This window comes from Microvirga pudoricolor (assembly GCF_016892705.1).
Classification (GTDB): Bacteria; Pseudomonadota; Alphaproteobacteria; order Rhizobiales; family Beijerinckiaceae; genus Microvirga; species Microvirga pudoricolor.
Window position 1 is genome coordinate 305387 of record NZ_JAFEMB010000001.1, and the last position, 26545, is coordinate 331931.

A 26545-nucleotide genomic window follows, 5' to 3' on the forward strand; every position below is an offset into this window, starting at 1 on the left:
GAAAGACCGCTTTCTCATCTGCGGATGCAAAAAAGGCCCCGGTGATGCCGGGGCCTTTCTCATATCGATGTGCCGGGTTCAGATGCGATCGCGGTCGGTTCCAGTCGCACGATCGATGGACCGTTCATCCTCGATCTCGACATTGGTGCGCGTCTCGTCGCCGGTGCTGAAGCTTGTAGGCGTCAATCCCGTGGTCAGTCCGGTGGTGGTGGAACCGGCAGCGCCGATCGGCGGGCCGCCCCATCCGTCGGAACGCCAATTGGCTTGACGGTCTTCCATGTCGACGCGGCCTTCCGCGTCGAGAATGGCGGTGACGCGGTCGGCCTCCGCCTCTTCGGTGCGAACCGTGACGAGGGCGCCGCCGCGCCGAATACCTTCCGCATAGGCATGAGCGTCACGTTCATCGACGCCCGCATGAACGAGCGAACCGGCCAAGCCGCCGACGGCCGCGCCGGCACCGGCGCCGACAAGGGTAGAGACGAGCCAACCGGCCGCAACGATAGGTCCGAGACCCGGCAGGGCCAGCATTCCGAGTCCGGCCAGCAATCCCGCGCCGCCGCCCGCCAGCGTTCCGATCGTAGCGCCGGTTCCGGCGCCGTCGCCATCCCGATCGATTGTTCGGTCACTTATCCGGTCACTTGCCCGGTCGCCCGGCACTGGATCGGGATTCATGACGCTCGTCTCGTCGAATGTGCGGTAAGCGTGCTGTGAGTAGGCGTTGTCCGTGTTGTTCGCCACGACACTGATGCGGCTGTGCGAGATCCCGGTAGCTTCGAGACGCCGCACCGCTTTCGCGGCGTCGTCATAGGTGTCGAAATAGGCGGTGATGGTACGTTCAGCCATGTGCTGTTCCTTCAAGGTTAGAATGGGACCGGAATGGCGCTACTGCGCCGCGACGGTTCCCTTGAAATCGAGGGCGACGCTCGTGCTCTGGCCGTTGCGCATGGCCGTGCCGCGCCAGATGCCCTGATCGTCCTTGCGCAGGTCCTTGATGTCCGAGAAGCCCTGGGCCTCTATTCGAGACCGGGCCTGAGCCTCGGTGAAGCTGTTCGCGCCCGGCTCCACGGAACCTGTGCTCTCCGGGCTGGCCTTGGGCTTCACGGTCACGGCCGGATTGGTCGTCCCCATGGTGCTCGAATCAGCGGGGCCGGTCGTCGGAGCGGTCGTGGCGGGGCTCTGCGCAACGGCGGCCGTGCTCAAAACGGCTGCCGCAACAGTTGCAAGAATGCGACGCATGGCGACTATCCTTTTCTTCGATGCTGCTCATGTTGACCTAATGTGCAGCGGAGCGGCGGGTTCCACCGCGACAAAGCTCAGCTTTATCAAGACTTAAGCCTTTGAGAGCTTTCAGGCTTCACAAGGTGGCGAGTTCGGATGCGCCCCAATGCCGCCTTTCGAAACGTCACGGATTTGCTGATAGAGTCGTCGCAACAGGGTTGCTAAGAAAGGCCGCGTGCGGCGGGGGATTTCGATGCGTCACATCCACCTGGATGACGGTTTCAGATTGCGGTTTCCAGGCCGGAGCGAGGATTTCGATCAGGGGGTCGAGATCGGCATGCTGGCCGTGCTCATGGACTTCAAGACGCCCGAGTTCCGCCGGTGGATCTCCAAGGGCAATTTGAGTCAGGTGCGGGCGCTGGCCACGCAACTCGGCTACCGCGTCATCGAGAACGGCGCGGAGGACGATTGGATCGAGCTGGTCTTCCAGAATGGCCCCGTGCGCTCATCGTTGCGCCTGGTGCATTCGGTCGCCTGACGGCTCTCGGCCCGACATGAAAAAAGCCGCCCGAAGGCGGCTTTTTTTTATTGGCTTGCGCCTCATGCCTCAGCGGCGCGCCAGGGACCAGGCGGCCTGCATGGCAGCAACGGCCAGGGCGGTCTTGAGCAGGGTCGCGAGCATGAAGGGCGCGGCGCCGACGGCCCAGGCCTTGGCAAGCGGCATAATGGTGGCGAGCCAACCGAGGCCGAAGGCGAAGTTGACCGCGTGCCCGATGGCCATCATGGCGATCACGCTGAGCCAGGACCGATCCCAGCCACGCTCGGCCAAGTAGCCCGTCACGACGGCCGCGAAGAAGAAGCCGATGATGAAGCCGCCCGTGGGACCGGCCAGATAGGCCGCGCCCGCCATGGGGCCGGCGAACACCGGCAATCCCGCGGTGCCCTGGGCGATGTAGAGCGCAACCGTCAATCCTCCCAGCCGCCAGCCGTAGGCGGCGCCGATCAGCAGGACCGCCAGGGTCTGCAGCGTCATGGGAACGGGGTAGAACGGCACCTGAATCTTGGCGGACGCGATGAGCAGAGCGACGCCTGCCGCCACGAGCAAAGCGGCCCGGATGACCGCGAAACGAGCCTCGTCCCGCGCGGGCCAGAGGAGCCCGACGAGGGTGGACGGCGAAGAGGGCGACGAAACGCCGGACGACATGGGCAAACCTCCAATGCGCAATCCGCCTTCGACGGCGGTTGATAAAGCCTTATAGGTGGGACGCTCGAAGGCCTCAAGTCGTGACGGGGCGCTTCGGTCGTGGATTTGCCGGAGGCCCAGATTTCATGTCGGACGATCTCGTTCTGGAGACCGGATTCTCGACCCATGCGGATCGGTGCGAGTCGCTGAGCCCCCTCGTGCGCCGGATCGTGGCGAACAACCCCAGTCCGTTCACCTTCACGGGGACATGCAGCTATATCGTCGGGCGGGGCCAGGTGGCCGTGATCGATCCGGGCCCGGCCCTGACGGAGCACGTGGCCGCCATCCTGGATGCGGTGCGCGGCGAGACCGTGAGCCATGTCGTCGTGTCGCATACGCATAAGGACCACTCGCCCGCCGCGCGCCTGCTCAAGGACGCGACCGGCGCCCGCATCGTCGGCTGCGGCCTGCACCGGAGCGCGCGCCCCCTGTTTCCGAGCGAATCGAACGCACTCGAATCGAGCGGCGACCGGGATTACGCGCCGGACCTGGAGATGCGCGAAGGCGATGCCATCTCGGGTCCGGGATGGAGCCTCACCGCCGTGGAGACGCCAGGTCACACCGCCAACCATCTCGCCTTTGCGCTGCCGGAGGAGGCCTGCCTCTTTTCGGCCGATCACGTGATGGCATGGTCCACCTCCGTGGTGGCACCTCCCGACGGCTCCATGCAGGATTACATCGCGTCCCTCGAAAAACTGCGCGATCGCGGTGAGACGGTCTACTGGCCCGGCCATGGCGGCCCGGTGCGGGAGCCGCAGCGCTTCGTGCGGGCGCTCCTCCACCACCGCCGTCAACGCGAGGCCTCCATCCTCAACCGCTTGGCGGCCGGAGACCGGACGATCCCGGAGATCGTCGCGGCGATCTATCAGGGACTCAACCCGGCCCTGCAAGGCGCGGCTGGCCTTTCCGTCTTCGCCCATCTCGAGGATCTGGTCTCTCGGGGCCTCGCGGCGACGGACGGGGAGCCGTCGCTCACGGGCCGCTACGGCCTGTCGTAATCACTTGGCCGCGATGGCGAGGTTCGACACCTCGTCCAGGAAGGCCCGGATGCGTCGGGCATTGGAGCCGAGATCGTGCTGGCCGATTCGCGAGGCCGAGCGGATGTCGATGCGGGCGCCGTCCGCGCGGGGACGAACGCGCACGGTCACGTCCTCGGGCAGCCGGAGCACGCGGGTGCGGTCCACCGCGTCGAGATGCGCCGTGCCGGTGCGCGCGTTGGGCGCGCCTTCCTCGATGATCGTCCATCCGAGATTCCGGGCGGCCTTTCCGACCAGCGCGAAGGCTTCGTCCGCTCCCATGTCCAAGGACAGCGGCGCGATCTGCTCGTAGGATTCGCGCTGAGCCTCCCGCGCCTCCGGCGGCGGTTCGGGCGGCAGGTAGCCGTTGCGCGCCGCGAGGGCCGTGCGGGAGCGCGAAAACGGCGGCGCGTTATCGGTGTCGGTGGAAACATCCCGGATCGGCGGCAGGGTTGCGGCCTTCACGGCGAACCAGGCCGGATAACCAAGGAGCAGCGCCGCCAGGACGATGCCGCGGACCGCGCTCGACAGGCCCCGGCGTCCCTCCTGCCAAATGCGAATGAACCCCAGCAGCGACAGAACGATCGCCAGCACCCCGAACCCCAGCCCGATCCCCAAGGCCGTGAAGCCCGCCTCGTAATCGATCCTGCCGAAACGGATGAGCAGGGTCGCCATGACGGTCACCACGATGGCGAACCACGCGACCTTGGGCGACCACTGGGCGGGGCGGGAGACAGGTTCTTCGAGGATCAGACGACGCATCCGGCGTTTGTACAAACCCCTTCGGGCCCGCGCCACTCCCGAACGGACAAAATCGGCCGCCGGAGCCGAGGGAAATTCGCCACCACCGGTGGAGCGAATGGGCGGGCATCCGGCTCCGATGGGGATTTGATACAATGTCACGGTTGTACTAGACATGCCTTGCACGCCATCCACACGCAAAGGTCTGACGTGCCAGCGACACGGTTCTGCTGTAAACCATCAGGACCTTTCAGGAGCCCCAGCGGAATGCCCAGCCTACACCACTCCTCCGCACACGATGCCGACCCGTTGCGGGTCTGGTTTCGCTTCATTCGCCTCCAGCGGCGCTCGACGAGCGCCATCTCGGCCCTTCTGAGGGATTTCGGGCTGTCGATCCCGCAATTCGACCTCCTGTCGACCCTCACGGAGCAGGAAGGCCTGAGCCAGCAGGAACTGGCGGAGCGGCTCTATGTGACCAAGGGCAATGTCTCGGGGCTTCTGGACCGGATGGTGGAGGCGGGCCTGGTCGAGCGGCGATCCCCGCCGGGGGACCGGCGCTCCAATGCTCTCTACCTGACCCCGAAAGGCCGTGACTTGGCCGAGCGGGGGATCATGGCCCAGCGGACCTATGTGAACAACACGCTCGGCTCCCTGGATCCGGCCGACCTCGCCGATCTCGAGCGCATTGTTCTCATCTGGCGCGAGCGGGCTCGCCACGTCGAGGAAGCGCTGGCGACCGAACCGGCGGACTGAACCGCCCGGCGGCCGGTGTGCCGCGAGGCGCATCGGGCCGCCGTAAGCTTTGCTTTATGCCTGCCCTTACGGCATCCGCGTTCGCCGGACCGCAAGGGGGTTTCCATGACACCGCATTGGGTTCTTTCCACTCTCAAGAGCCGGGCCACTGAGATCGCGGCCCGGATCGTGCTCACCTTCCCGTATTGGGGCAGCGGCCTGTCCAAGCTGCTGGATTTCTCCGGCGGCATGGCGGAGATGAGTCATTTCGGGCTTGAGCCGGCCTGGCTCTACAACGCCCTGACCATCCTTGTTCAGCTCGGCGGTTCCGCCCTGGTCATCCTCAACCGCTGGACCTGGTTCGGCGCCGGCGCGCTCGGGGTCTTCACGGCCCTGACGATCCCGATCGTGCACGCCTTCTGGCGCCTGGAGGGCGAGCGGGCCGTCACGGCGTTCCACACGGCCGGTGAGCATGTGGGCATGATCGGCGCCCTGATCATCGTCTCGATCCTGGCCACGCGGCCCCGCGCCGTGGCCCCGCGTTGAGGGGCTGCCTTAACGTCTGGCCCCTGCCCTGCCCTTGTCCGGCGGCGGCATGACGCAGGCGGGATGACGCCCCGATGTAATGATGTTAATCTCCGGTTAATGGGATCGGCGGCATGAAAATGTCTGTCGGCAAATGGTCACGGGGCAGCCCAGAAGCTGCCACGAGGACCGCACAACTCAGGATCAGAGATCGATCCCATCGCTGATCCGCCATGGGAGGTAGAAGTGACCCAAGAGAAGAACGCCCAAGAGCTTCGCCAAGAATCTCGACAGCAGGCCCAGTCCGGCACGGCCTTCAAGCCGGTGGCGCTGCCCGCCCTCGCGGCCGCCGTTCATGCATCCCGCAAGCAGCCCCAGCACAAGAAGACGAGCGAGCTTCCGGCCATCCTGCGCAAGGAAGCGCAGCTCGGCTGACGATAAAAGAGCCGCCCCTTACGGGGACGGCCCCTTCCGAGTGTGAACGGCAAGGGAAACGGCGAGGGAGCGTCGCGACGGACGCTCCTCGAAACTCAGCGGACGATCACCTTCGCGTCGACGCCGACGCGGTTGTACAAGTCCACCACGTCGATGTTGCGCATGCGGATGCACCCCGACGACACGGCCTGCCCGATCTTCTCCGGCTCATTGGTGCCGTGGATGCGATAGAGGGTGTCCTTGTTGCCCTCGAACAGGTAGAGCGCTCGCGCGCCGAGCGGGTTGGCCGGGCCGCCCTTCATGGGATGGACGTGCGGCCAGCGCGCCACCATCTCGGCCGGCGGGTTCCAGTTCGGCCACTCGGCCTTGCGGGCCACGCGGGACGTACCGGTCCAGCCATACGCCTCGTCGCCGACCGCGACACCGTAGCGGATCATCTTGCCGCCCGGCAGAACGTAGTACAGGAAACGCTCCCTCGTATCGACCACGATGGTGCCCGGCGCCTCACCGGTGACGTCGCTCATCAGATAGCGGCCATAGCGCATGTCTTCCTGCGCGGTCGGGATCTGAGCCATGTATTCGGCGTCCCGGGCGGAAAGCTCCGGCTCCGGAACCGACTGGAAGGTGCAGCCGGCGAGAAGGGCGGCGCTGGCCGAGAGAAGGATCGACCTGGAAAGAAGCGGCCTAGAGAAACGCATTGGATCTTGCCCCGCTGCGACGCCCTGTCGGGCGCCGCCATGCCATACTGACGAGAGGATCAGCTTCCCTTTGGGAAATCTAACCCGAATCATCGGCACCTTGCCACGAGTTCCATCGAAAGAGTGTTGCAGCACAACAACATGGACAGACGCTCACGCGATTGCGAGGATGACACACCCCTCCGCAACGTAGCCAGCGATGACCACCCTCCTCATCAGTCACACCGCCGCCCTCGACCACCACACCCCTATCGGCCATCCCGAACGTCCTGACCGCATTCGCGCCGTGGAGGCCGCCCTGGAGCAGGAACGCTTCGCCGCCCTCGTGCGCGAGGGGGCCCCCATGGCCGAAATGGAGGCGCTCACCCTGGCTCATCCCGAGGATCACGTGGTGGCGCTCCGGGACGCCTGTCCCCGCGAGGGGCTCGTTCGCATCGACGACGACACGGTCATGTCCCCGGGCACCTACGAAGCGGCCCTGCGGGGCGTCGGCGGGGCTGTCCTGGCGGTGGACGAGGTCATGTCGGGGCGCGCCGCCAACGCGTTCGTGGCCATGCGGCCTCCCGGCCATCACGCCGAGCGGACGCGCGCCATGGGATTCTGCTTTTTCAACAACGCCGCCATCGCGGCCCGGCACGCCCAGAAGCACCACGGCGCCCGGCGCGTGGCGATCATGGACTGGGACGTCCATCACGGGAACGGCACGCAGGATATCTTCTGGAAGGACGGGAGCGTGCTCTACAGCTCGACGCACGAGATGCCGCTCTATCCCGGAACCGGGGCGGCGAGCGAGCGCGGCGAGCATGGCACCATCGTCAACGCTCCCCTCCATTCCGGTGAGGGCAGCGAGTCGTTCCGCGACGCCATGCGGGGTACGGTCCTGCCGGCCATCGACGCGTTCAAGCCGGACCTGATCGTGATTTCCGCCGGTTTCGACGCCCATTGGCGCGACCCGTTGGGGGGGCTGAAGCTCACCGAGACGGATTTCGACTGGGCCACGACCATGCTCATGGACCTCGCCGACCGGCACTGCGGCGGGCGGATCGTCTCCGTGCTCGAGGGCGGCTACGACCTCGACGGACTTGCACGGTCCGTCGCCTCCCATGTCGGCGCCCTCATGGGGCAGTCGGCCTACCGGGCCGACGCCGCCTGAGCGAGGGAATGACTGTTGATTCGGGAGAGCTTGCGGAGCAGCTCTCCCAGGGCCAAGGCGCGCATCCCCGACACGGTGGCGAGCACGACCAGCGCAGCATGGGCCGAGACCTGCAGGGCCACGAAGGCGGCCGCGACGCTGCCGAGCGCCGCGAGGCCGTTCACCAGGACCAGCCAGCGCTGCTGGGGGTAGAGCGCGCATGAATCGTTGAGCGGCGCGGCAAGGGCCACGAAGAGCTGGAAGGTGGCGATCACCGGCACGACTTTCGGCAGGTCCGCGAGTTCGGTGGGGTCGAGCCAGGGATCGATGGCGATGATCGATCCGGCCACGGCCGCGTAGCCGGCGCCCAGGAAGAGGATCAGAAGGACCATCACGTGGCGGCCGAAGATCGCCCCCACGCGCCCGGCCATGGGCCTCAGCCGATGCAGGAAGATGGGCGTGGACGAGGCCGTGATGATCTGCGTCGGCACGTCGAAGATCCGGTAGGCCAGGGCTACGTGCCCGGCATAGACCGCAGCCGCCGAGAGAGGCGCGATCAGGAGCGGCGACATCACGAAGGCGAGGGACAGGAAAGCGCCCGGGAGGTTGTAGAGGGGCAGGCCCTTCCATTTGCGGGCCACGATCCCCAGCGCCAGCCACGACCAGCCCTTCGCCAGCCCGGCGAACTGGTGGCGCCGCCGCCAGCTCAGGTAGAGCACGCCGCTGGCATGTCCGATCACGTCGGCCAGCACGAAGCACAGGGCGTCGTCCTGGAGCGGCAGGGCGATGAGAATCACCAGGGCGGCCGGCTGCACAATGGACTGAACCAGGGAGGCGCGGCCCAGGCCCTTGAAATCGCCGCCCCGGGTGGTGAGCGCGAAGGCGAGACGCAGCATGGCCCTCATGAGAAGCGCCACGGGGAAGAACAGAATAAGCTTGAGGCGGATGAAGCCTCCGATCCCGACCCCCAGGGCGGCAACGGTGGCGACGAGCCAGATGACCGCTCCCACGGCGACGCACAGCCGCAGGGCCACCTGTGATTCGCGATCCGTGGACGCCGCCACGATGGCAGTGTCGTAGCGCAGGAAGATCGCGATCCAGACCAGCGTCGCGCAGGATTGATAGACCCCGAACTCCGCGAAGGCCTCGATGTCCACGAACCAGGCGGCCACGATCAGCGTGACCACGGACATGGCCCGGGCGCCGAACAGCCGGAAGGCGAGCCGGGCGGCGTCGCGCCCCGGCTCGGCCGTGATGAGCCCCGCCGCCAGCCCGCGCACGGCTTCCATCAGGTCCACCAGGCGGGACCGGCGCGGCGCGAGCGCATCCGTCATGGGCATTTGAGCCATGGGCATGTGAGCATCCCCGACGCCGGGGCGCGGTTCCATGGCTGGCTCCCGACCGGCATCACGGTTGATTGGGTTCACGGTGCTAATGCTTAGCTCGATCAAGGTTACGGAACGTTGAAGGCCCGCCCCGGAGGACTTCAAACGTCGATCGTTTCCTGTCCCAGCAGCGAGATGCCGAAGCCGCTCAACCCCACGTAAGAGCGGCTAGATGTGGCAAGATTGCGGATGGAGGCCACGCCGAGATCCCGCAGGATCTGGGCGCCCAGCCCCACCTCCCGCCATTGGTTCATGCGGGCCGCCTCGGAATCCGGCTCGGCATCCACGAAATTGGTGGTCGGCACCCCGGCGGCCCCGTCCCGCAGGTAGACCAGCACGCCCTTGCCCTCCTGGGCGAAGCGCTGCATCACCGCGGCGATCGTCCGGCCGCCCTCGAATACGTCCGCCAGCGCATTGGCGCGGTGGAGGCGCACCGGGATGTCGGCGCCGTCCCCGATGCGGCCGTGAACCAGGGCCAGGTGCTGGACCGGGTCGAACGGGGTCGAATACGCGTAGCCCGTAAACTCGCCCCACTGGGTCGAGACCGGGAAGGTGGCGATCCGCTCCACGAGCTTCTCGCGGGCCTGGCGATACGCGATGAGGTCGGCCACCGAGATTCGCTTGAGCTCGTGCCTCTCGCCGAAGGCGGTGATCTGCTCGCCCTTCATGACGGTGCCGTCGTCGTTGGCGAGTTCGCAAATCACGCCCACGGGGGGCAGCCCGGCGAGCTTGCACAGGTCCACCGCCGCCTCGGTATGGCCGGAGCGCATGAGCACCCCGCCCTCCTTGGCGATGAGCGGGAAGACGTGGCCCGGGCGCACGAAATCGGTCGCACCCATGTTGCCGTTGGCCAGCGCCCGCACCGTGTTGGTGCGCTGCTCCGCCGAGATGCCCGTGGTGAGGCCGTGGCGCACGTCCACGGTCACCGTGAAGGCGGTGCCCAGGGGCGCGTCGTTTGACGGCACCATGGGGTCGAGGCGCAGGCGCCGGGCCTCGCCGACCGTCAGCGGCGCGCAGACGATGCCGCAGGTGTTGCGGATGATGAACGCCATTTTCTCCGGCGTGCAGAGGGAGGCCGCGACGACGAGATCGCCCTCGTTCTCGCGGTCGTCGTCGTCGGTCACGATGACGATTTCGCCCGCGGCAAAGGCTTCGATGGCATCCGTAATGCTGTGCGACATGATCGTCCTATCTGGGCGGCTGGACCGGCGCCGTCTCGCAAGACTGCGGGCCGCCGTGCGGCCCGCTATAGCACCCCTCTAAATGGGCTGGAAGCCGCGCTCGAAAGGCCAGTTGGCCCCGCTGCCCACCTGCCCCCGGTGGCGCAAGACATGGTCCGCAAGAACGCAAGCCACCATGGCCTCGCCCACGGGCACCGCCCGAATGCCCACACAGGGGTCGTGGCGACCCTTGGTGCTCACATCGGCGGCCTCGCCGTGACGGGTCACGCTCGCTCGCGGGGTCAGGATGGATGAGGTGGGCTTCACGGCAAACCGCGCCACCACCGGCTGGCCGGTCGAGATGCCGCCGAGGACGCCGCCCGCGTGGTTCGACAGGAAGGTGGGGGCGCCCTGATTGCCGGGGCGCATCTCGTCCGCATTCTCCTCGCCGCGCAGCGCCGCCGCCGCGAAGCCGTCGCCGATCTCGACGCCCTTCACGGCGTTGATCGACATCAGCGCCGAGGCAAGATCCGAATCGAGCTTGCCGTAGATCGGCGCGCCCAGGCCTGCGGGCACGCCTTCGGCCACGATCTCGAGCACGGCTCCGATGGAGGAGCCCTCCTTGCGCAAGCCGTCGAGATAGCTCTCGTAGAAGGCCGCCGCCTCGGAATCCGGGCAGAAGAACGGGTTGCGCGAGACCTCGTCCCAGTCCCATTGCGACCGGTTGATCGCATGCGGCCCCATCTGGACCAGGGCGCCCCGGACCGTGACGCCGCTCCCGAGCACCTTGCGGGCCACCGCGCCCGCCGCGACGCGCGCCGCCGTCTCGCGGGCGGATGAGCGCCCTCCCCCCCGGTAATCCCGGATTCCGTACTTCACGTCGTAGGTGAAGTCCGCGTGGCCCGGCCTGTAGGAGTTCTTGATCTCGGAGTAGTCCTTGGAGCGCTGGTCGACGTTCTCGATCAGGAGCGCGATGGGCGTTCCCGTGGTGACCTGCCGGCCCGTGGCCTCGTCGACGAACACGCCAGACAGGATCTTCACCTGGTCGGGCTCCTGGCGCTGCGTGGTGAAGCGCGACTGCCCCGGACGGCGCCGGTCGAGCTCTGCCTGGATATCGGCCGCCTCCAGCGGGATCATCGGCGGGCAGCCGTCGATAACGCAGCCGAGGGCCGGCCCATGGCTTTCGCCGAAGGTGGTGACGCGGAACAGATGGCCGAACGTGTTGTGAGACATGACCTTAACCCAGACGCACGCGCGTCTTAGAGCGAAAGCGCCGGGGTGTCACGCCTGCCCTATTGGACGGTGATGCGGTAGGTATAGGTGAGGACGGTCGGCATGCCGCTGTCGTTGCCGGCCCATGGCACGTCGATGGCAACCTCGTCCGCGCCCGTGAACCCTCTGGCCGGCGTATAGGCGTAGAGCAACCCACGCACCTTCGTGCCCGGGCAGGGCGTATCCTTGCCGAGCGTGTGCTCGATCGGGACGATCTCGACCCTGCCACTGGCGCCCTGCCGACGCACCTTGGCGGCAGGAACGGCATCGGCCTGGCAGGTATTGACCCTATAGCTGAAGAAGCTGCCGATGATGCTCCGGCCCCCCGCCTTCACGGTCTTGCTGGCGGTCTCGGCAAGGGCCGGACCGGGGAGAATGGCCAGGGCGGCAAGCGCTAACGCGATACGATACATGGAAGATCTCGTTCAGATACGTTGTTACGTATCTGATGTCTCCCTTGCGCGGACATTTTCAATAGGTCTCGGCGAGGTGGAGATCGCTCGGATCGCTCCCCAGCCGAACCCGGATCCCGAGGCGGGCCGCCCTACGCCCAGCGGTGGTTGCGGTTCTCGATCACCAGCACCTTGCCCTGCCAGATGTCGATGCCCGCCGCGTGGCGGGTCGAGACCCCGCAGGCTACCGACAGGAAGGCCCGGGCCACGCCCCCGTGCGCCACGACGACGGTGTCGCGGGTGAGGTCCGCCAGGAAGGGCCGGACCCGATCGGCCAGCATGGCGTAGCTCTCGCCGCCGCCCGGGGGCGCATAGCCCCACTTGTCCCGCTCGCGGGCTGCCGCGAGCACCGGCTCGGTCTTGCGGACCTCCTTCCAGGTCAAGCCTTCCCAGACCCCGAAGGTGAGTTCCACCAAACGCTCGTCCAGGCGGTAATAATCGGGATAGAGGCCTATGGCGCCGCGCAGGATCTCCATGGTCTCGCGGGTGCGCAGCATGGGGCTCGCCACGTAGTCCAGGTCCTCGGGCTGGGGCACGAGGGCCTGGAGGCGGCGCCCAGCCTCCTCGGCCTGGACGCGGCCGAGATCGTTGAGCGGAATGTCCTTCTGGCCCTGAAGGCGGCCTTCGAGGTTCCAATCCGTCTCGCCGTGGCGGATGAAATAGATTTTCGGGCGGGAGGCTGAAACCATCAGTCTTTGTCGAGGGACAGGTCGGGAGCCTCGGGGTTCTTCATGCCGACCACGTGGTAGCCCGCATCCACGTGCAGGATCTCACCGGTCATGCCCTTGGACATGTCGGAGACCAGATAGGCGGCCGTCTCTCCGACCTCCTCGATCGTCACCGTGCGGCGCAACGGCGAATTGTACTCGTTCCACTTGAGAATGTAGCGGAAATCGCCGATGCCGGAGGCCGCGAGCGTCTTGATCGGTCCCGCCGAGATGGCGTTGACGCGGATGTTGCTCGGGCCCAAATCGGCCGCCAGATAGCGCACCGAGGCCTCGAGCGCCGCCTTGGCGACGCCCATGACGTTATAGTGGGGCATCCACTTCTCGGCGCCGTAATAGGTGAGCGTGAGGAGCGAGCCGCCGTCCGTCATCAGCTTCTCGGCCCGCTGGGCGATCGCCGTAAAGGAATAGCAGGAAATCATGAGAGACTTGGTGAAATTGCCCTCCGAGGTCTCCACGTAGCGGCCCGTCAGCTCGTCCTTGTCGGAGAACGCGATGCAATGGACCACGAAGTCGAGCTTGCCCCAGAGCTTCTCGACCTCGGCGAAGACCGCGTCGATGGTGGCCCCGTCCGTGACGTCGCAATGGCCCACGACGGCGGCGTCGAGCTCCTTGGCCAGGGGTTCCACGCGCTTCTTGAGCGCGTCGCCCTGATACGTGAAGGCCAGCTCGGCCCCGTGCTTGCGGGCCGCCTGGGCGATCCCCCACGCGATGGAGCGGTTATTGGCCACGCCCATAATCAAGCCGCGCTTGCCGGTCAGAATGCCGGGCGCCGTCGTGTCGGCCATGAATCACCTAAATCGTCGTCGAAACCGTCGGAAAGAGCGCTTCTTTAGCCGACGCGGGCCCAGGGGGGAAGACACCCCCGGGACGTTCTTCCCCGGCGGGCTCCCACCCGCCCAGTTCTGAAGAGGGGCGTTTCAAACCTGCCTGGCTGCCATCGGGCCCGCGGCGCGGGATGATCCGGCCCGTAGCAGGATCCGAAGACCTCCCATGTCGAACCGAGACTTGAACCCCCTGTCGAAACCTCTCAAGACCGTTAGCATCTGGTCATGGCTCATCCCCCTCTCTCCGCATTGTCCGCCCCGTCCTGGGACGATCTCCAGATCTTTCTGGCTGTGGTGGCTCATGGATCTTTGAACGGCGCCGCCAAGGCCCTGGGCCAGAGCCAGCCGACGGTCGCCCGCCGGGTCAAGGCCCTGGAGGCCGCCCTCGGGGTCGAGCTATTCCGGCGCGGGCCCAACAGCCTCGAGCTGACGGAAGCCGGCAAGGCCGTTCGCCGGGCCGCCTCCCCCATGGGGCCGGCCGCGGCGGCGGCCGCCCAGGCGGCGGCGGTGCACCGGCCCGACCCCGACGCACCCGTGCGGATCACCACCACGACCTCCGTGGCCCTGTTCCTGGCACTCCATGCGGGACGGCTGGCCCAGGCCGCGCATCCCTCCGAGATCGCCTACCTGACCACCCGCCGCCAGCTCGACCTTGCCAACGGCGAAGCCGACATCGCGCTTCGCACCTACCAGCTCGTCGGGGCCGATCACCTCGTCGCCCGCCGGGTGGGCGCGATCGCCTTCGCGGTCTATAGCCGGGACCCGGAGCCTACGGCCTTCATCGGCCCCTCGGAAGATCCCGCCCTTTCCCGGCAGGCGGCCTATGTGCAGCGGATCGCCGAGGGGCGGCCCATCGTGGCCCGGATCGGGGACACGCCGATCCGCCACCACGCGGCCCGCTCCGGGCTCGGCGCGGCCTTCCTGCCGTGCTGGCTCGGCGATTCCGACCCGGACCTCGTGCGCATCACCGAGCCCGAGGGCGACCTCGTGGAGGACGTCTTCCTCGTCATGCACGAGCGCGCCCGCCGGCGACCTGCCGTGAAGCGGGTCGTCGGCGCCCTCGCGGAGCTGTTCAAGCGGGAGCGGGCCGTGCTGACGGGGATCCGAACAGGTTGATCAGCACGTTCAATCCTGAACGGTATCAGCCTGCTCGCCGACCGGCAGCAGGGCGTTCTGTCCCAGAACCAGCGTCGCTTGACGCTTTCCATTCGATCCCGACAGGGCTTGGAGCACACGCAGGTTCACAAGCTCCGGATTGCCCTTCAGCATGCGGGCCGCATTGGCGAGGGACCGCAATGCCGCATGCTCCCCACGCGCCCGCTCAAGCGCCGCCTGTCCTTCGAGCTTGGCGCGCTCGACTTCCGTGAACATGCGGCGGATCTCGGGTGGGAGGGTGACGGAGACAATCGTCGCGCTTTGGATGGAACATCCTTCCATAGGTTCGGACAACATGGCCATCAGAGACCCATCAAGAGATCCGCGTTCGGTCAGGAAGGCATCCAAACTTTTCTCCGACGCCAGTCGCGTTAATGCTGCCGCAAGGGCAAGCTGAAAACTTTTCTGAAGATCGCTCGCCTCGAAAGCCTTTTGCGGATCAGCCACATCGTAGATCATGACTGCCGAGACGCGGAAAGGAAGCTTTTCCGCACTCGTCACATCGAGGGGGAGAGGCATCTGGAAATAGCTCCGCCTCCTGATTGTGAAAATGTCGCGTCTGCGACCGATACTGAAATTGGTGTACCGTCCAGCAGGAAGGATTTTTGAGAACCTGCCATTGAGATAAAGCAACCCATGATCCCAGTCATAGATGGTCGTGCTCGCTTCATTCCGACCGAAGACAGCCCGCTTCAGGATGCCCCAAAGGATCAACGCAAGACCAAAGCCAATCATAACGGCGAAAACGAGCAGGGCGAGATCGGCCCAACCGATCAGTTCAAGTGGCATGAAGCAATCGCCTCTCTACGGTGTAGACCTTCCGCATCATGACGAACAAGCGGGAGCCCGAAGCTCGCAAGGCTCGAACGGCACCTGCCTTGCGGCGGACGCGGAAGGTCTCTTGGGTACCAACCAGGAAAATTGTCCCCCTTTGAACTGACCGTGCCCGGCAAGGGCATCGCGTCCGAGGAGGACAATTCATAACAGGGGGGATTTGAACCCCCGATACAGAGTTTCATTTCCTCGATGGGTGAGCAATCCGACCCGAATGCATCAAGCGCCGCCATCCACAGGCTTTCGGGATTTGCTAGGTTTCGGCGGGGCCTTCGCGGCCGCCCCCGGCAGATCCCCCAGCGCGTGGGCCAGCACTTTCTTCATCACCCCCGGCAAAGCCTCCTCGGCCAGCGCCTTGCGTGGTGTCCAGCGCATCCCGTCCGGGGCGGGGGTGCTTTTCGAGACCTTGGCGAGGAGCACCGTCAGCTCGAGGGGGAAATGCGTGAAGACATGGCGGACCGTGCCAGGCAGACGCTGCCAGCGCGCTTCGAGCGGCGCGTCGAGCACCGCGCGGGAGGCCTCGTAATCGGCCTCCCAGGCGCTGGTGGGCGGCTCGGCCATGCCGCCGAGGAGGCCCTTGGGCTCGCGGGTACGCAGCAGGATGGTGTCGTCGGCCCGCATGACCACGAAGGCGGCCCCGCGCCGGAGCTGCCCCTCCGTCTTCTTGAGCTTCCTCGGGAACGTTTCCTGCAGGCCCTCGGCCCGAGCCCGGCAGGGCTGCATCCAGGGGCAGATGGCACAGGCCGGACGCCGGGGCGTGCAGATGGTGGCGCCGAGATCCATGACGGCTTGGGCGAAGTCCCCCGGCCGGTCGGGCGGCACGAGGGCGTCCGTGAGCGAGCGAATCAGGGGCTTGGCCTTGGGCAGCGGCTCTTCGACCATGAACAGCCGCGAGACCACCCGCTCCACGTTGCCGTCCACGGCGGCGGCGATCTCATTGAAGGCGATGGCGGCCACGGCCGCCGCCGTATAGGCGCCGATCCCCGGCAGCTTCAGGAGTTCGGCCTCCGTGCCCGGAAAGGCGCCGCCATGCGCCTCCACCACCGTCTTGGCGCAGGCATGCAGGTTGCGGGCGCGGGAATAATAGCCGAGCCCCGCCCAGGCCTGCATGACCGAATCGGCGGGCGCCTCCGCCAGCGCCCCGACCGTGGGAAAGCGCTCCAGGAAGCGCTGGTAGAAGGGCTTTACGGCCGCCACCGTCGTCTGCTGGAGCATGATCTCCGACAGCCAGACCCGGTAGGGATCGGCGGTTTCGCCGGGCCTCGCGCGCCAGGGCAGGTCCCGCCGGTGCCGGTCGTACCAGACGAGCAGGTCCCGCGGGTCGGGCTGAGGAGGCGGCTTGGAGACGCTCGAAGCGGGCGTTAACATATCCCGTGAGATATCCGCCTGGCGCGAAGATTCCAACGCGGCTTTTGGACAGTTCCGATAGGTCATCGCCAATGCGTCCACCCCGATCCCGAACGAGACCCCTCGCGGACTTCATCGATGTCTGCCTCGGCCCGAGTCTTGCGGCGCAAGGCTTTGCGGCCTCGGACGTGATCGTGGCCTGGCCGGATATCGTGGGCGAGCGGCTTGCGGCCTTCACGCAGCCCCTGAAGATCGAGTGGAAAAAGCGCCCACCCCATTCCGATCCCGAGACGCGGGCCGAGCCCGCCACCCTGGTGGTGCGGGTGGAGGGAGCCTTCGCCCTCGAACTGCAGCATCTGGCTCCCCAGGTCATCGAGCGGGTCAACGCCCATTACGGTTGGCGCTGTATCGGCAAGCTCGTGCTGAAACAGGGCGCTGTGCGCCGCGCCGCGCCCCGCAAGCCCCCCGCGCCGGTCTTGAGCGACACGGACCGCCTCAAGGTGGAACTGGCCTCTCAGGCCATCGAGGAGGACGGCCTGAAGGCCGCCATCGGGCGGCTGGGCCAAGCGGTTCTCGGATCCAGGGCCGCCCGCCCAACCACGAAAGCGTGACGTTCGGGACGCTTGCCACCATATCCGTCCCGTTCTACCGCATCATGCACCAGTTTCTCACGGAGCCCACCTCATGATCACACGGCGCCAAGCGCTTCAGCTTCTCGGTTCCGCGGCCGGCACGGCCCTTGTCATGACCAGCCTGCCCGCCTTCGCCCAGAACGTGGACCCCAAGGACCTTGCCGTCCAGGGTCCCATGCCCGACGTCGCCCTGGGCCCCGCGGACGCCAAGGTGACGATCATCGAATACGCGTCGCTGACCTGCTCGCATTGCGCGAACTTTCACAACACGACCTATCCGGAGCTGAAGAAGCGCTATATCGATACCGGAAAGGTGCGCTTCATCCTGCGCGAATTCCCCCTCGACCCGCTGGCGACCGCGGGCTTCATGCTGGCCCGCTGCGACGGCGAGAGCAAATATTATCCCATCACGGACCTTCTCTTCGACCAGCAGAAGAACTGGGCCTTCACGGACAAGCCCCTGGACGCCCTGCGCCAGATGATGCGCCAGGCCGGTTTTTCACAGGAAAAATTCGACGCTTGCTTACGGGATCAGAAACTATATGACGCGGTAAGCGCGGTGAAGAACCGGGGCGTGGAACAGTTCAAGGTGGACTCCACGCCAACCTTCTTCATCAATGGGCAGCGTCACGCCGGAAGCATGTCGATCGATGAGCTTGAGACGATCATCAAGCCCATGCTGGGGGCCTAAGCCGTTTCCCGTTTCAGGGAAGGGTGAGGCGCGTCTCGCCTTTCGATCTCATGATACCGAGGCACGTCGATGAAGCTGACGCGCCTCCGCATCGCCGGATTCAAGACCTTCGTCGAGCCGACCGACTTCCTGATCGAACCGGGACTGACCGGTGTCGTCGGGCCCAACGGCTGCGGCAAGTCGAACCTCGTCGAGGCCCTGCGCTGGGTCATGGGCGAGAACTCGTTCAAGAACATGCGCGCCACGGGGATGGACGACGTCATCTTCTCCGGATCCGGCAACCGCCCGGCCCGCAACCATGCCGAGGTGATGCTCACCATCGACAACGAGGAGCGGACGGCGCCGGCGGCCTTCAACGATTCCAGCATGCTGGAGGTTTCCCGCAAGATCGAGCGCGAAGAGGGCTCCACCTACCGGATCAACGGCAAGGAGGTGCGCGCCCGCGACGTCCAGATCCTGTTCGCCGACGCCGCCACGGGCGCCCGCTCCCCTGCCCTCGTGCGCCAGGGCCAGATCAGCGAGATCATTTCGGCCAAGCCTCAGGCCCGCCGCCGCATCCTGGAAGATGCCGCGGGCGTGGCGGGCCTCCATGCCCGCCGCCATGAGGCGGAGCTGCGCCTCAAGGCGGCCGAGGACAATCTCGTGCGCGTCGAGGACGTGCTGCGCGAGCTCGGCAGCCAGGTCGAGAGCCTGAAGCGCCAGGGCCGCCAGGCCTCACGCTACAAGAACATCTCCGCCGAGATCCGCCGCCTCGAAGCCCTCATGTTCGCCATCAGCTTCGCCGAGGCCCGCGAGGGGGCGGCCGCCGCCGAGCGTCAGGCCGCCGAGGACTTCAAGGCCGTGGCGGACATGAGCGAGGAGCAGACCCGCACGGCCACGGCCCAGGCCATCGCGGCCCACGCGATCCCGGCCTTACGCGAGGAGGAGGCCCGGGCGGCGGCGGCCCTCCAGCGCCTCACCCATGCCCGCAACGAACTCGATTCGGAGGAGCGCCGCTCCAAGGAGCGCCTGACCGAGCTCGAGCGCCACATCGCCGACCTGAACCGGGACGTGGCCCGCGAGGCCGCTGGGCGCCAGGACGCCCAAGGGACCATCGAGCGCCTTCAGGAAGAGGCTGCGGAACTCGCCCAGTCCACGGACGGCGCCGACGACATCCGGGCCGAGAGCCAGGAGCGGCTGGAAATCGTGGAGGCCGAGCTTCACGAGGCGGAAGCGGGACTGTCCGCCCTCCAGGCCCAGGTCTCCGACCTCAATGCCCGCCGCGCCGCGCTGGAGCGCGCCATGCGCGACGAGATGGAGCGTGCGGCCCGGTTCGGGGCCGAGCGCGAGCGGCTGGAGCGCGACATCGCGGCCCTGTTCGCCACGACGGAGGACGGCCCGCCGGTCGATGAGCTGCGGGAGGAGGTGGCGCTCGCCGAGGACATCGTGGCCGAGACCGAAGACGCCGTCACGGGAGCCCGCGAACGCCTGGCCGCCGCCCGCGAGGCGGAGAACCGGTCGCGCCAGCCCCTCAACGAAGCCGAGCGCAAGGCCCAGCGTCTCGAGACGGAAGCCCGGACGCTCGCCAAGCTCTTCGCCAGCACGACCGGCGACCTGTGGCCACCGGCCCTCGACCAGATCACGATCGAGCGGGGCTATGAGACGGCCCTGGGCGCCGCTCTTGGCGAGGACCTCGACGCTTCCACCAACGAATCGGCTCCCGCCCATTGGGCCGATACCGGCCCCGGCGCGGGTGATCCCTCCCTGCCCGAAGGCGTGCTGCCTCTGGCGGACGTGGCCCAGGCGCCTCCGGCCCTGCTGCGGGGCCTGCGCCAGATCGGCGTGGTGGCGAAGGTGGACGGTGCGCGCCTGCGCGGCCTCCTTCAGCCCGGTCAGCGCCTGGTCTCCCGCGAGGGCGACCTGTGGCGCTGGGACGGCTTCACCACGGCCGCCGAAGCGCCCTCGGCCGCCGCCCGGCGACTGGCCGAGAAGAATCGCCTGGGCGACCTGGAGCGCGAGGCGGCGGAAGCGCGCGAGATCGTCGAGCGCCTGCGCCACGAATCCGAGCAGGTCGTCGCCGCCGTGCGCGTGGCCTCGGGCCACGAGACCCAGACCATCGAGGCCGCGCGCCAAGCCCGGCAGGCGCTGGATGCGGGCCGCGCCCGTCTGGCCGCCGCCGAGCGCAAGGAAGCGGAGCTGGGCCAGAAGCGCTCCGCTCTGCAGGAAGGCCTTGCCCGCCTGACCGCCAGCGAGACCGAGGCTCGCGACCGGGTGACGGACGCGGAGAATGCCCTGGACGATCTCGCCCCGGCGCCGGATCTCGACAGCAAGCTCTTGGAGGCCCGCACCCACGTGGCGGAGCGCCGGGCTTCGGCCTCGGAGGCGCGCGCCGCTCTCCAGGCCCTGGTGCATGAAGCCGAGATGCGCCGCCGCCGGCAGGATTCCATCGCGTCCGAGATCCGTCTCTGGACCGAGCGGACCGAGCGCGCCGCCCGGGCCGCCGCCGATCTCGGCGAGCGCCTGGAGCGCGCCCAGGGCGAGCACGAGGCCCTGCTCGAAGCGCCGGACACCTATCTGATGCGCCGCCGCTCGCTCCTGTCGGAGCTGGAAGCCGCCGAGGCCAAGCGCAAGGAGGCCGCCGACCGGCTGGCCGAGGGCGAGGCCGCCCTGGTGGAGGCCGACCGCGCCGCCCGCGCGGCCCTGGAGGGCCTGGCGGCCGCCCGCGAGGCCCGAGCCGGATCGCAGGCCCGCCAGGAAGCCGCAATCCAGCGGGTGGCGGAGGTGACGCGTGCCATCGCCGACACGCTCGAGACGACGCCCGCCGGGCTGATCGAGCTGGCCGGGCTGAAGGACGGGATCGAGTTGCCGCCTCACGGCGAGATCGAATCGAAGCTCGCCTCCCTGAAAGGCGACCGGGAGCGGCTTGGCGCCGTGAACCTGCGCGCCGACGAGGAGCTGACGGAGCTCGAGGGCAAGCACACGAGCCTCGCGACCGAGCGCGACGACCTCGTGGAGGCCATCAAGCGCCTGCGCCAGGCCATCGGCAGTCTCAACCGCGAGGGCCGGGAGCGGCTGCTCGCCGCCTTCGACGTGGTGAACAACCACTTCAAGAGCCTGTTCACCACCTTGTTCGGTGGCGGCACGGCGGAGCTGACCCTGGTTGATTCGGACGACCCTCTGGAAGCCGGGCTCGAAATCCTGGCCCGACCGCCCGGCAAGAAGCCCCAGAGCATGACGCTGCTGTCCGGCGGCGAGCAGGCGCTGACCGCCACAGCGCTGATCTTCGCGGTGTTCCTCACGAACCCGTCGCCCATCTGCGTTCTGGACGAGGTCGATGCGCCCCTGGATGACGCCAATGTGGAGCGCTATTGCAGCCTCCTGGAGGAGATGTCCCGCCAGACCGACACGCGGTTCGTGGTCATCACCCACAACCCGATCACAATGGCGCGAATGAACCGATTATTCGGCGTGACGATGGCGGAGCGCGGCGTCTCGACTCTCGTCTCCGTGAATCTCGAGGCGGCGGAACGCATTCTCGATACGGTATAAGGGTTTGGGCTTAGCCATAGTTCGGCCTCAAAAACCGTGGATCGAAACCGCGAGCCTCGCGCCTGCAGGCTGTTTTTATAATCATTCCAATAGCTTAAGTCTTTCAAGTCCTGCCTTGACAGGGGTAGGCCCCGCCCATATGTTGCGCGCGGCTTTAGGGGCCGGGTTTCCAGACCTTTCCCACACCGCTTTGCAGGAGAACGCCATGGCGAACCCCAATGAGCGGAATGGGGACAACGGCAGAAATTCCAACGGTTCCGACGATGCCGACCTAACGGCGAGAATGCGGTCTCTCGATGCGCGGCTGGATCAAGCCACCGCGCAGAGAGCCAAGACTGAACCTCGCGCCGCCCGTCCGAAGTCCGACTCCACGGCTCTCGGCCAAGCCCTCAGGCTTTCGGCCGAATTCGTCTCAGGAGTGGTCGCGGGCGGGATCGTAGGCTGGCTCGTCGATTACCTGTTGGGAAGTTCTCCCTGGGGACTCATCGTCTGTATCATCCTCGGCTTCTGCGCCGGGATGCTCAATCTGATGCGAGCAGCCGGAATGGTGAAACCTGCCCGGCACGATGAGAAGCGTTGAGTCTCAACCCGACCCGACCGGCCACACGACAGCGACTGACAACAGCGAGTTATAAGAGCGGATCATGGCAAGCCCGATTGAGCAATTCCAGATCAAGCCTATCATTCCTGTCATCAACTTCACCAATTCGTCGCTCTTCATGGTCGGCACCGTCGCGGTGATCGTGGGAGGCCTCCTGCTGGCCACCCGCCACCGGGCCGTCGTTCCGGGCCGCGCCCAGTCGGTGGCCGAGATGCTGCACGATTTCGTGGCCGGCACCCTGCGGGATGCCGCCGGCCAGGACGGCATGCGGTTCTTCCCCCTCGTCTTCTCGCTCTTCATGTTCGTGCTCACCGCCAACATGCTGGGCATGATCCCGGGCTTCTTCACCGTCACCAGCCACGTGATCGTCACCTTCGCGCTCGCGCTCCTGGTGATCGGCACCGTGGTGATCTACGGCTTCGTCAAGCACGGCACCCACTTCCTCGGCCTCTTCGTGCCGTCGGGCGTGCCGGCTTGGCTCCTGCCCTTCATCGTCGTGATCGAGATCATCTCGTTCCTGTCCCGGCCGATTTCGCTCAGCCTGCGTCTGTTCGCCAACATGCTGGCGGGCCACATCGCGCTGAAGGTCTTCGCGGGCTTCGTCGTATCGCTCCTCGCCGCCGGCGGGGCTCTGTCGATCCTGGCTCCGCTGCCGCTTCTCATGGCGGTCGCTCTCATGGCGCTCGAGTTCCTCGTCGCCTTCCTGCAGGCCTACGTCTTCACGGTGTTGACCTGCATCTACCTCAACGACGCGCTGCACCCGGGTCACTAGGTCGGCGCCGAGTTAACCCCTTCCCTCCCGATCAAAGTCAATTCCAAGGAGATCACGATGGATCCGACAGCTTTCAAGTTCCTCGGCGCGGGCCTCGCCTGCATCGGCATGGGCCTCGCCGCTATGGGCGTCGGCAACATTTTCGGTAACTTCCTCTCCGGCGCCCTGCGCAACCCGTCGGCTGCCGACGGCCAGTTCGCCCGCGCGTTCATCGGCGCGGCGCTCGCAGAAGGTCTCGGCATCTTCTGTCTCGTCGTCGCTCTCGTCCTGCTGTTCACCTAATCAGATCGACGCTGATCGGGAGGGTGGAGCGCCTCTGCGCTCCACTTCGGCATAGGTGACGGCGGGACCACCGCCGTCATCTGTTGTTTTGAGGATGCGATCCGGTCCGGAACCATCCACTTCAAGTTTCGCCTTTCCAGGATTCGCTTCATGGCCCAGGCTCAGACACCCAATGCCACGACCGAGGCGCATGGCGGCGCCCACGCGGATGTCGGCTTTCCGCCTTTCGAGACGCAGACCTTCGGCGGCCAGCTTCTCTGGCTGACGATCACCTTCGCGCTGCTCTACATCCTGCTCTCGCGGCTCGTGCTGCCGCGCCTGGGAGGCATCATCGAGGACCGGCGCGTACGCATCTCGTCCGATCTCGATCAGGCCACCGCCGCCAAGACCCGCGCCGACGAGGCCGGTGCGGCCTACGAGAAGTCCCTCACCGAGGCCCGCGCCCGCGCCCAGGCTCTCGCTCAGGAGACCCGCTCGAAGCTCTCCGCGGAGTCGGATGCCAAGCGCAAGGCGCTCGAGAGCGAGCTCTCCGGACGCCTGGCGCAGTCCGAGCAGACCATTTCGGCCAAGAAGACCGAGGCCATGGGCAACGTTCGCGGCATCGCCGTCGAGACGGCCTCCGCAATCGTCGAGCGCCTGACCGGCAAGGCCCCCGCCCCGCAGGCCGTCGAGGCCGCCCTCGATCAGGCCAAGGCCTAAGGAGAACCCCTATGCTAGCCAGCGCGGAATTCTGGGTCGGCGTCGCCTTCGTCATCTTCTGGGGCATCCTGTTCTATTACGGCGTTCCCGGTAAGGCCATGAGCGGCCTCGACAGCCGTGGGAAGCGCGTCGCGGACGAACTTGCCGAGGCTCGCCGCCTGCGTGAGGACGCCGAGAAGCTCCTGAAGGAGTTCGAGGCCAAGCGCGCCGCCGCCGAGCGCGAGGCCGCCGAGATCGTCTCCGTCGCCCGCGACGAGGCCGAGCGTCTTGCCCGCGAGACCGAGGCCAAGATGAAGGACTTCGTGGCCCGCCGCACCGCTTCGGCCGAGGCCAAGATCGCCCAGGCCGAGGCTCAGGCCGCCGCCGAGGTTCGTGCCGCCGCCGCGGACGCTGCCATCAAGGCCTCAGAGCGGATCCTGCGCGACCAGCTCGCGGGCCCGTCCGGCGCCGCGCTGGTGAGCCAGAGCCTCAACGACATCCGCAGCAAGCTGCAATAAGCGGCTTTCTCCTGCAACACCGGACAGGGCCGCCTCGCAAGGGCGGCCTTTTTCGTGGAAAGGTCTCCGATGCTCCTCATCTTCGATTGCGATGGCGTCTTGGTGGATTCAGAGATCCTGAGCTGCCAGATCGATGCCGAGTTGCTCACCGAGCTCGGATTTCCCTACACGGCTCAGGAAATCGCCCGCCAGTTCGTCGGCAGCAGCATCAAGGACCAGATCGTTCGCATCGAAGCCGAACACAACCGGCTGATCCCGGCCGATTTTCCCGAGCGGCTTCACACGACGCTGATGGCGCGTTTCGAGACCGAGTTGCAGCCCATCCCCGGCGTGCGGGATGCGATTCTGTCCTTGCCCTACGACCGGTGCGTCGCGTCCTCGTCGACGCCGGACCGCATTGCCATTTCGTTACGCATCACGGGCCTCTCGGACCTGTTCGACCGCCGGTTCAGCTCTGTCGAGGTCACCCATGGGAAACCCGCGCCGGACCTTTTCCTGCACGCGGCCGGCCGCATGGGCTACGCGCCCGCGGATTGCCTCGTGATCGAGGATTCCCGGTTCGGTGTCCAGGCGGCGCGGGCAGCGGGCATGCGCGTGATCGGCTTCACGGGTGGCGGGCATTGCGCGGACGATCATGAAACGGTCTTGAAGGCTCATGGCGCCGATCTCGTCATTGGTCGCATGAGCGATTTGCGGGACACCGTTCTTTCCCTCCTCGACAGGCGCCCGCACACCTAGCGCTCCCGACCCGAAGTCACGCTCACGAAGATCCCGGTCTTCGGGTGGCCCGCGAGGTCTCAGGCGGCCCTGAGGGCCTTCGCTTTCCAGGAGGGGACCCACGGGAGCGATCTAGAGCGCATCACCCCAATCCGCCCGCCGGGCGCGCTTGAATGCGTCGCCCTGACGTTTGGTGACGAGGTCTTCCCCTGCCGTTCCATCGGCCCTGCAGAGCTTCAACCGGACCTGGCCGCTGGCGATTCGCGGCGGCGCCACGACACGAGCGGCATAAGGCGCGGGGGGCAGCCGAGATGCGGCAACGAAGATGTATTTCTCGTCCTCCCAGGGTACGTCCGCGCCCTTGGTGAGTCGATGGATCCGTGAACGGGCGACCCGGCCCGCGAAGTGGCACCAATCCGGCTCGACCAGCGGGCAGGCTCTCGCGTGGGGACAAGGCGCAACGATACCGGCTCCCGCCGCGATCAATCGGTCCCGCACCGCGAGAATACGCTTCCATCCGGCCGGGGTGCCGGGCTCGATCACCACGAGCGTTCCGGCCGTCAGGGCCCAGAGCCGATCCGTCAGGGACGCGATGGCTGAGGGCGGCAATTCGTCCAGCACATAGGCCAGGGTCACGAGGTCGGCAGCCTGAAGATCCGGAAGAGGTTTCAGCACGTCCCCGGCCCGCCAGCGCACGGTGCTCAAGCCTGATTCGCGGGCCAGTTCCTCGCCCACCCGACGGATGGCGGGGCTCGCCTCCACGAGATCGGCGACATCGAGGCTGGCCCAGCATTCACCTGCCGCCCACAGGGCTGAGCCGGGCCCGGAGCCGAGATCGAGTAGAGTCGCGGGCGCGAAATCCGGCTGCGCCTCGGCCACCGCCTCCAGGCTCTTGCGGATCGCCGTATAGGTGGCCGGCAGCCGGGCCGCCAGATAGGCCTTGGCGGCGAGATCGTCGGAGAGATGCAGCCGCCCGTCCCGCACCTCGGCCCGGTAACGGCGGGACAGGAGATCCGCCGCGCGCTGGAGGTCGGAGAGCGCCGTGCCGTCGAGCATCCGGTCGACAGCCTGCCGGAGGGCGGCGGGAAGCTCCATGGGTCTTGTATCCTGTCCTGAAAGCACAATGCCCGGCATCAGCGCATCGAGCGGAAAAGTGGACCCGGTTTTCCGCTCGAACGATGCGCCTCTTAAAGATTGGAGCGTCGGACCCACTTTTGGTCCGACGCTCT

At 66.9% G+C, this 26545-nt stretch carries 30 protein-coding genes; 16 read left to right on the forward strand and 14 right to left on the reverse strand.

The window, feature by feature from the left end:
• Positions 1-78: 78 nt before the first annotated feature.
• On the reverse strand, positions 79-843 hold the full coding sequence (locus ILT42_RS01385; RefSeq protein ID WP_204213517.1) for a hypothetical protein: 765 nt from the start codon (positions 841-843) through the stop codon (positions 79-81).
• Positions 844-882: 39 nt separating this feature from the next.
• The gene (locus ILT42_RS01390) at positions 883-1236 is read right to left on the reverse strand and encodes a hypothetical protein (RefSeq protein WP_204213518.1); all 354 of its coding nucleotides are present in this window, start codon (positions 1234-1236) and stop codon (positions 883-885) included.
• A gap of 235 nt (positions 1237-1471) precedes the next feature.
• Here ILT42_RS01390 and ILT42_RS01395 point away from each other — a divergent pair, with 235 nt between their 5' ends.
• The gene (locus ILT42_RS01395; RefSeq protein WP_204213519.1) at positions 1472-1756 is read left to right on the forward strand and encodes a hypothetical protein; all 285 of its coding nucleotides are present in this window, start codon (positions 1472-1474) and stop codon (positions 1754-1756) included.
• Between the two features lie 69 nt (positions 1757-1825).
• Here the strand turns inward: ILT42_RS01395 and ILT42_RS01400 are convergent, their stop codons facing one another.
• The gene (locus tag ILT42_RS01400; protein ID WP_204213520.1) at positions 1826-2422 is read right to left on the reverse strand and encodes a biotin transporter BioY; all 597 of its coding nucleotides are present in this window, start codon (positions 2420-2422) and stop codon (positions 1826-1828) included.
• Positions 2423-2547: 125 nt separating this feature from the next.
• Here ILT42_RS01400 and ILT42_RS01405 point away from each other — a divergent pair, with 125 nt between their 5' ends.
• A complete protein-coding gene (locus ILT42_RS01405) occupies positions 2548-3459 on the forward strand; it encodes an MBL fold metallo-hydrolase (RefSeq protein WP_204213521.1) in 912 nt (303 codons plus the stop codon).
• On the opposite strand, the gene ILT42_RS01410 is transcribed toward ILT42_RS01405, so the two are convergent.
• Entirely contained in the window at positions 3460-4239 is a 780-nt protein-coding gene (locus ILT42_RS01410) for a DUF1499 domain-containing protein (protein ID WP_204213522.1), read from the reverse strand.
• Positions 4240-4485: 246 nt separating this feature from the next.
• On the opposite strand from ILT42_RS01410, the gene ILT42_RS01415 reads away from it, so the two are divergent.
• The 3 genes from ILT42_RS01415 (at position 4486) to ILT42_RS01425 (ending at position 5910) form a co-directional block, all read left to right on the forward strand.
• Positions 4486-4971: a MarR family winged helix-turn-helix transcriptional regulator gene (locus ILT42_RS01415; protein ID WP_204213523.1), complete on the forward strand. Its 486-nt coding sequence runs from the start codon at positions 4486-4488 to the stop codon at positions 4969-4971.
• Between the two features lie 105 nt (positions 4972-5076).
• A complete protein-coding gene (locus ILT42_RS01420; protein WP_204213524.1) occupies positions 5077-5496 on the forward strand; it encodes a DoxX family protein in 420 nt (139 codons plus the stop codon).
• A gap of 225 nt (positions 5497-5721) precedes the next feature.
• A complete protein-coding gene (locus ILT42_RS01425; RefSeq protein WP_204213525.1) occupies positions 5722-5910 on the forward strand; it encodes a hypothetical protein in 189 nt (62 codons plus the stop codon).
• A 95-nt stretch (positions 5911-6005) separates the two neighbouring features.
• Here ILT42_RS01425 and ILT42_RS01430 read toward each other — a convergent pair whose 3' ends face one another.
• Entirely contained in the window at positions 6006-6608 is a 603-nt protein-coding gene (locus ILT42_RS01430) for a L,D-transpeptidase (protein ID WP_204213526.1), read from the reverse strand.
• Between the two features lie 199 nt (positions 6609-6807).
• Between ILT42_RS01430 and ILT42_RS01435 the strand changes: the two genes are divergently transcribed.
• The gene (locus tag ILT42_RS01435) at positions 6808-7761 is read left to right on the forward strand and encodes a histone deacetylase family protein (protein WP_204213527.1); all 954 of its coding nucleotides are present in this window, start codon (positions 6808-6810) and stop codon (positions 7759-7761) included.
• Here the strand turns inward: ILT42_RS01435 and ILT42_RS01440 are convergent.
• From ILT42_RS01440 to fabI, 6 genes are all read right to left on the reverse strand, one after another.
• Positions 7740-9128: a polysaccharide biosynthesis protein gene (locus tag ILT42_RS01440; RefSeq protein ID WP_204213528.1), complete on the reverse strand. Its 1389-nt coding sequence runs from the start codon at positions 9126-9128 to the stop codon at positions 7740-7742. The two genes, ILT42_RS01435 and ILT42_RS01440, sit on opposite strands and share 22 nt — an antisense overlap.
• 98 nt (positions 9129-9226) lie before the next feature.
• Positions 9227-10306, reverse strand: a complete 1080-nt coding sequence (ribB, locus tag ILT42_RS01445; protein ID WP_204213529.1) for a 3,4-dihydroxy-2-butanone-4-phosphate synthase — start codon at positions 10304-10306, stop codon at positions 9227-9229.
• A 78-nt stretch (positions 10307-10384) separates the two neighbouring features.
• On the reverse strand, positions 10385-11518 hold the full coding sequence (gene aroC, locus ILT42_RS01450) for a chorismate synthase (RefSeq protein ID WP_204213530.1): 1134 nt from the start codon (positions 11516-11518) through the stop codon (positions 10385-10387).
• 59 nt (positions 11519-11577) lie between these two features.
• Positions 11578-11970, reverse strand: coding sequence for a hypothetical protein (locus ILT42_RS01455; RefSeq protein WP_204213531.1), 393 nt, complete (start codon positions 11968-11970; stop codon positions 11578-11580).
• 131 nt (positions 11971-12101) lie between these two features.
• Entirely contained in the window at positions 12102-12698 is a 597-nt protein-coding gene (locus tag ILT42_RS01460; protein WP_204213532.1) for a histidine phosphatase family protein, read from the reverse strand.
• Positions 12698-13522, reverse strand: coding sequence for an enoyl-ACP reductase FabI (fabI, locus tag ILT42_RS01465; protein WP_204213533.1), 825 nt, complete (start codon positions 13520-13522; stop codon positions 12698-12700). The genes ILT42_RS01460 and fabI overlap by 1 nt, the downstream gene beginning before the upstream one ends.
• 264 nt (positions 13523-13786) lie before the next feature.
• Here fabI and ILT42_RS01470 point away from each other — a divergent pair, with 264 nt between their 5' ends.
• The gene (locus ILT42_RS01470; protein ID WP_204213534.1) at positions 13787-14677 is read left to right on the forward strand and encodes a LysR family transcriptional regulator; all 891 of its coding nucleotides are present in this window, start codon (positions 13787-13789) and stop codon (positions 14675-14677) included.
• A gap of 9 nt (positions 14678-14686) precedes the next feature.
• On the opposite strand, the gene ILT42_RS01475 is transcribed toward ILT42_RS01470, so the two are convergent.
• Entirely contained in the window at positions 14687-15505 is an 819-nt protein-coding gene (locus ILT42_RS01475) for an SPFH domain-containing protein (protein ID WP_204213535.1), read from the reverse strand.
• A 264-nt stretch (positions 15506-15769) separates the two neighbouring features.
• Positions 15770-16918, reverse strand: a complete 1149-nt coding sequence (mutY, locus tag ILT42_RS01480; protein WP_204213536.1) for an A/G-specific adenine glycosylase — start codon at positions 16916-16918, stop codon at positions 15770-15772.
• 71 nt (positions 16919-16989) lie between these two features.
• Between mutY and ILT42_RS01485 the strand changes: the two genes are divergently transcribed.
• The 9 genes from ILT42_RS01485 (at position 16990) to ILT42_RS01525 (ending at position 25337) form a co-directional block, all read left to right on the forward strand.
• On the forward strand, positions 16990-17508 hold the full coding sequence (locus ILT42_RS01485; RefSeq protein WP_204213537.1) for a DUF721 domain-containing protein: 519 nt from the start codon (positions 16990-16992) through the stop codon (positions 17506-17508).
• Positions 17509-17581: 73 nt separating this feature from the next.
• On the forward strand, positions 17582-18220 hold the full coding sequence (locus ILT42_RS01490) for a DsbA family protein (RefSeq protein WP_229428316.1): 639 nt from the start codon (positions 17582-17584) through the stop codon (positions 18218-18220).
• Positions 18221-18289: 69 nt separating this feature from the next.
• Positions 18290-21748, forward strand: coding sequence for a chromosome segregation SMC family protein (locus tag ILT42_RS01495; protein ID WP_204213538.1), 3459 nt, complete (start codon positions 18290-18292; stop codon positions 21746-21748).
• Positions 21749-21953: 205 nt separating this feature from the next.
• Positions 21954-22328, forward strand: coding sequence for an AtpZ/AtpI family protein (locus ILT42_RS01500; RefSeq protein WP_204213539.1), 375 nt, complete (start codon positions 21954-21956; stop codon positions 22326-22328).
• Positions 22329-22392: 64 nt separating this feature from the next.
• Positions 22393-23121, forward strand: coding sequence for a F0F1 ATP synthase subunit A (locus ILT42_RS01505; protein WP_229428317.1), 729 nt, complete (start codon positions 22393-22395; stop codon positions 23119-23121).
• Between the two features lie 57 nt (positions 23122-23178).
• Positions 23179-23403, forward strand: a complete 225-nt coding sequence (locus ILT42_RS01510) for a F0F1 ATP synthase subunit C (protein WP_204213540.1) — start codon at positions 23179-23181, stop codon at positions 23401-23403.
• Between the two features lie 150 nt (positions 23404-23553).
• Positions 23554-24102 (forward strand): F0F1 ATP synthase subunit B family protein, encoded by a 549-nt coding sequence (locus ILT42_RS01515; protein WP_204213541.1) that lies wholly within the window; start codon positions 23554-23556, stop codon positions 24100-24102.
• Positions 24103-24113: 11 nt separating this feature from the next.
• Positions 24114-24599 carry a F0F1 ATP synthase subunit B family protein gene (locus ILT42_RS01520; protein ID WP_204213542.1) on the forward strand — a complete coding sequence of 162 codons (486 nt, stop codon included), beginning with the start codon at positions 24114-24116 and terminating at the stop codon, positions 24597-24599.
• Between the two features lie 69 nt (positions 24600-24668).
• Positions 24669-25337, forward strand: coding sequence for an HAD family hydrolase (locus tag ILT42_RS01525; protein ID WP_204213543.1), 669 nt, complete (start codon positions 24669-24671; stop codon positions 25335-25337).
• Positions 25338-25448: 111 nt separating this feature from the next.
• Here the strand turns inward: ILT42_RS01525 and ILT42_RS01530 are convergent, their stop codons facing one another.
• On the reverse strand, positions 25449-26411 hold the full coding sequence (locus ILT42_RS01530) for a small ribosomal subunit Rsm22 family protein (protein ID WP_204213544.1): 963 nt from the start codon (positions 26409-26411) through the stop codon (positions 25449-25451).
• Positions 26412-26545 lie beyond the last annotated feature (134 nt).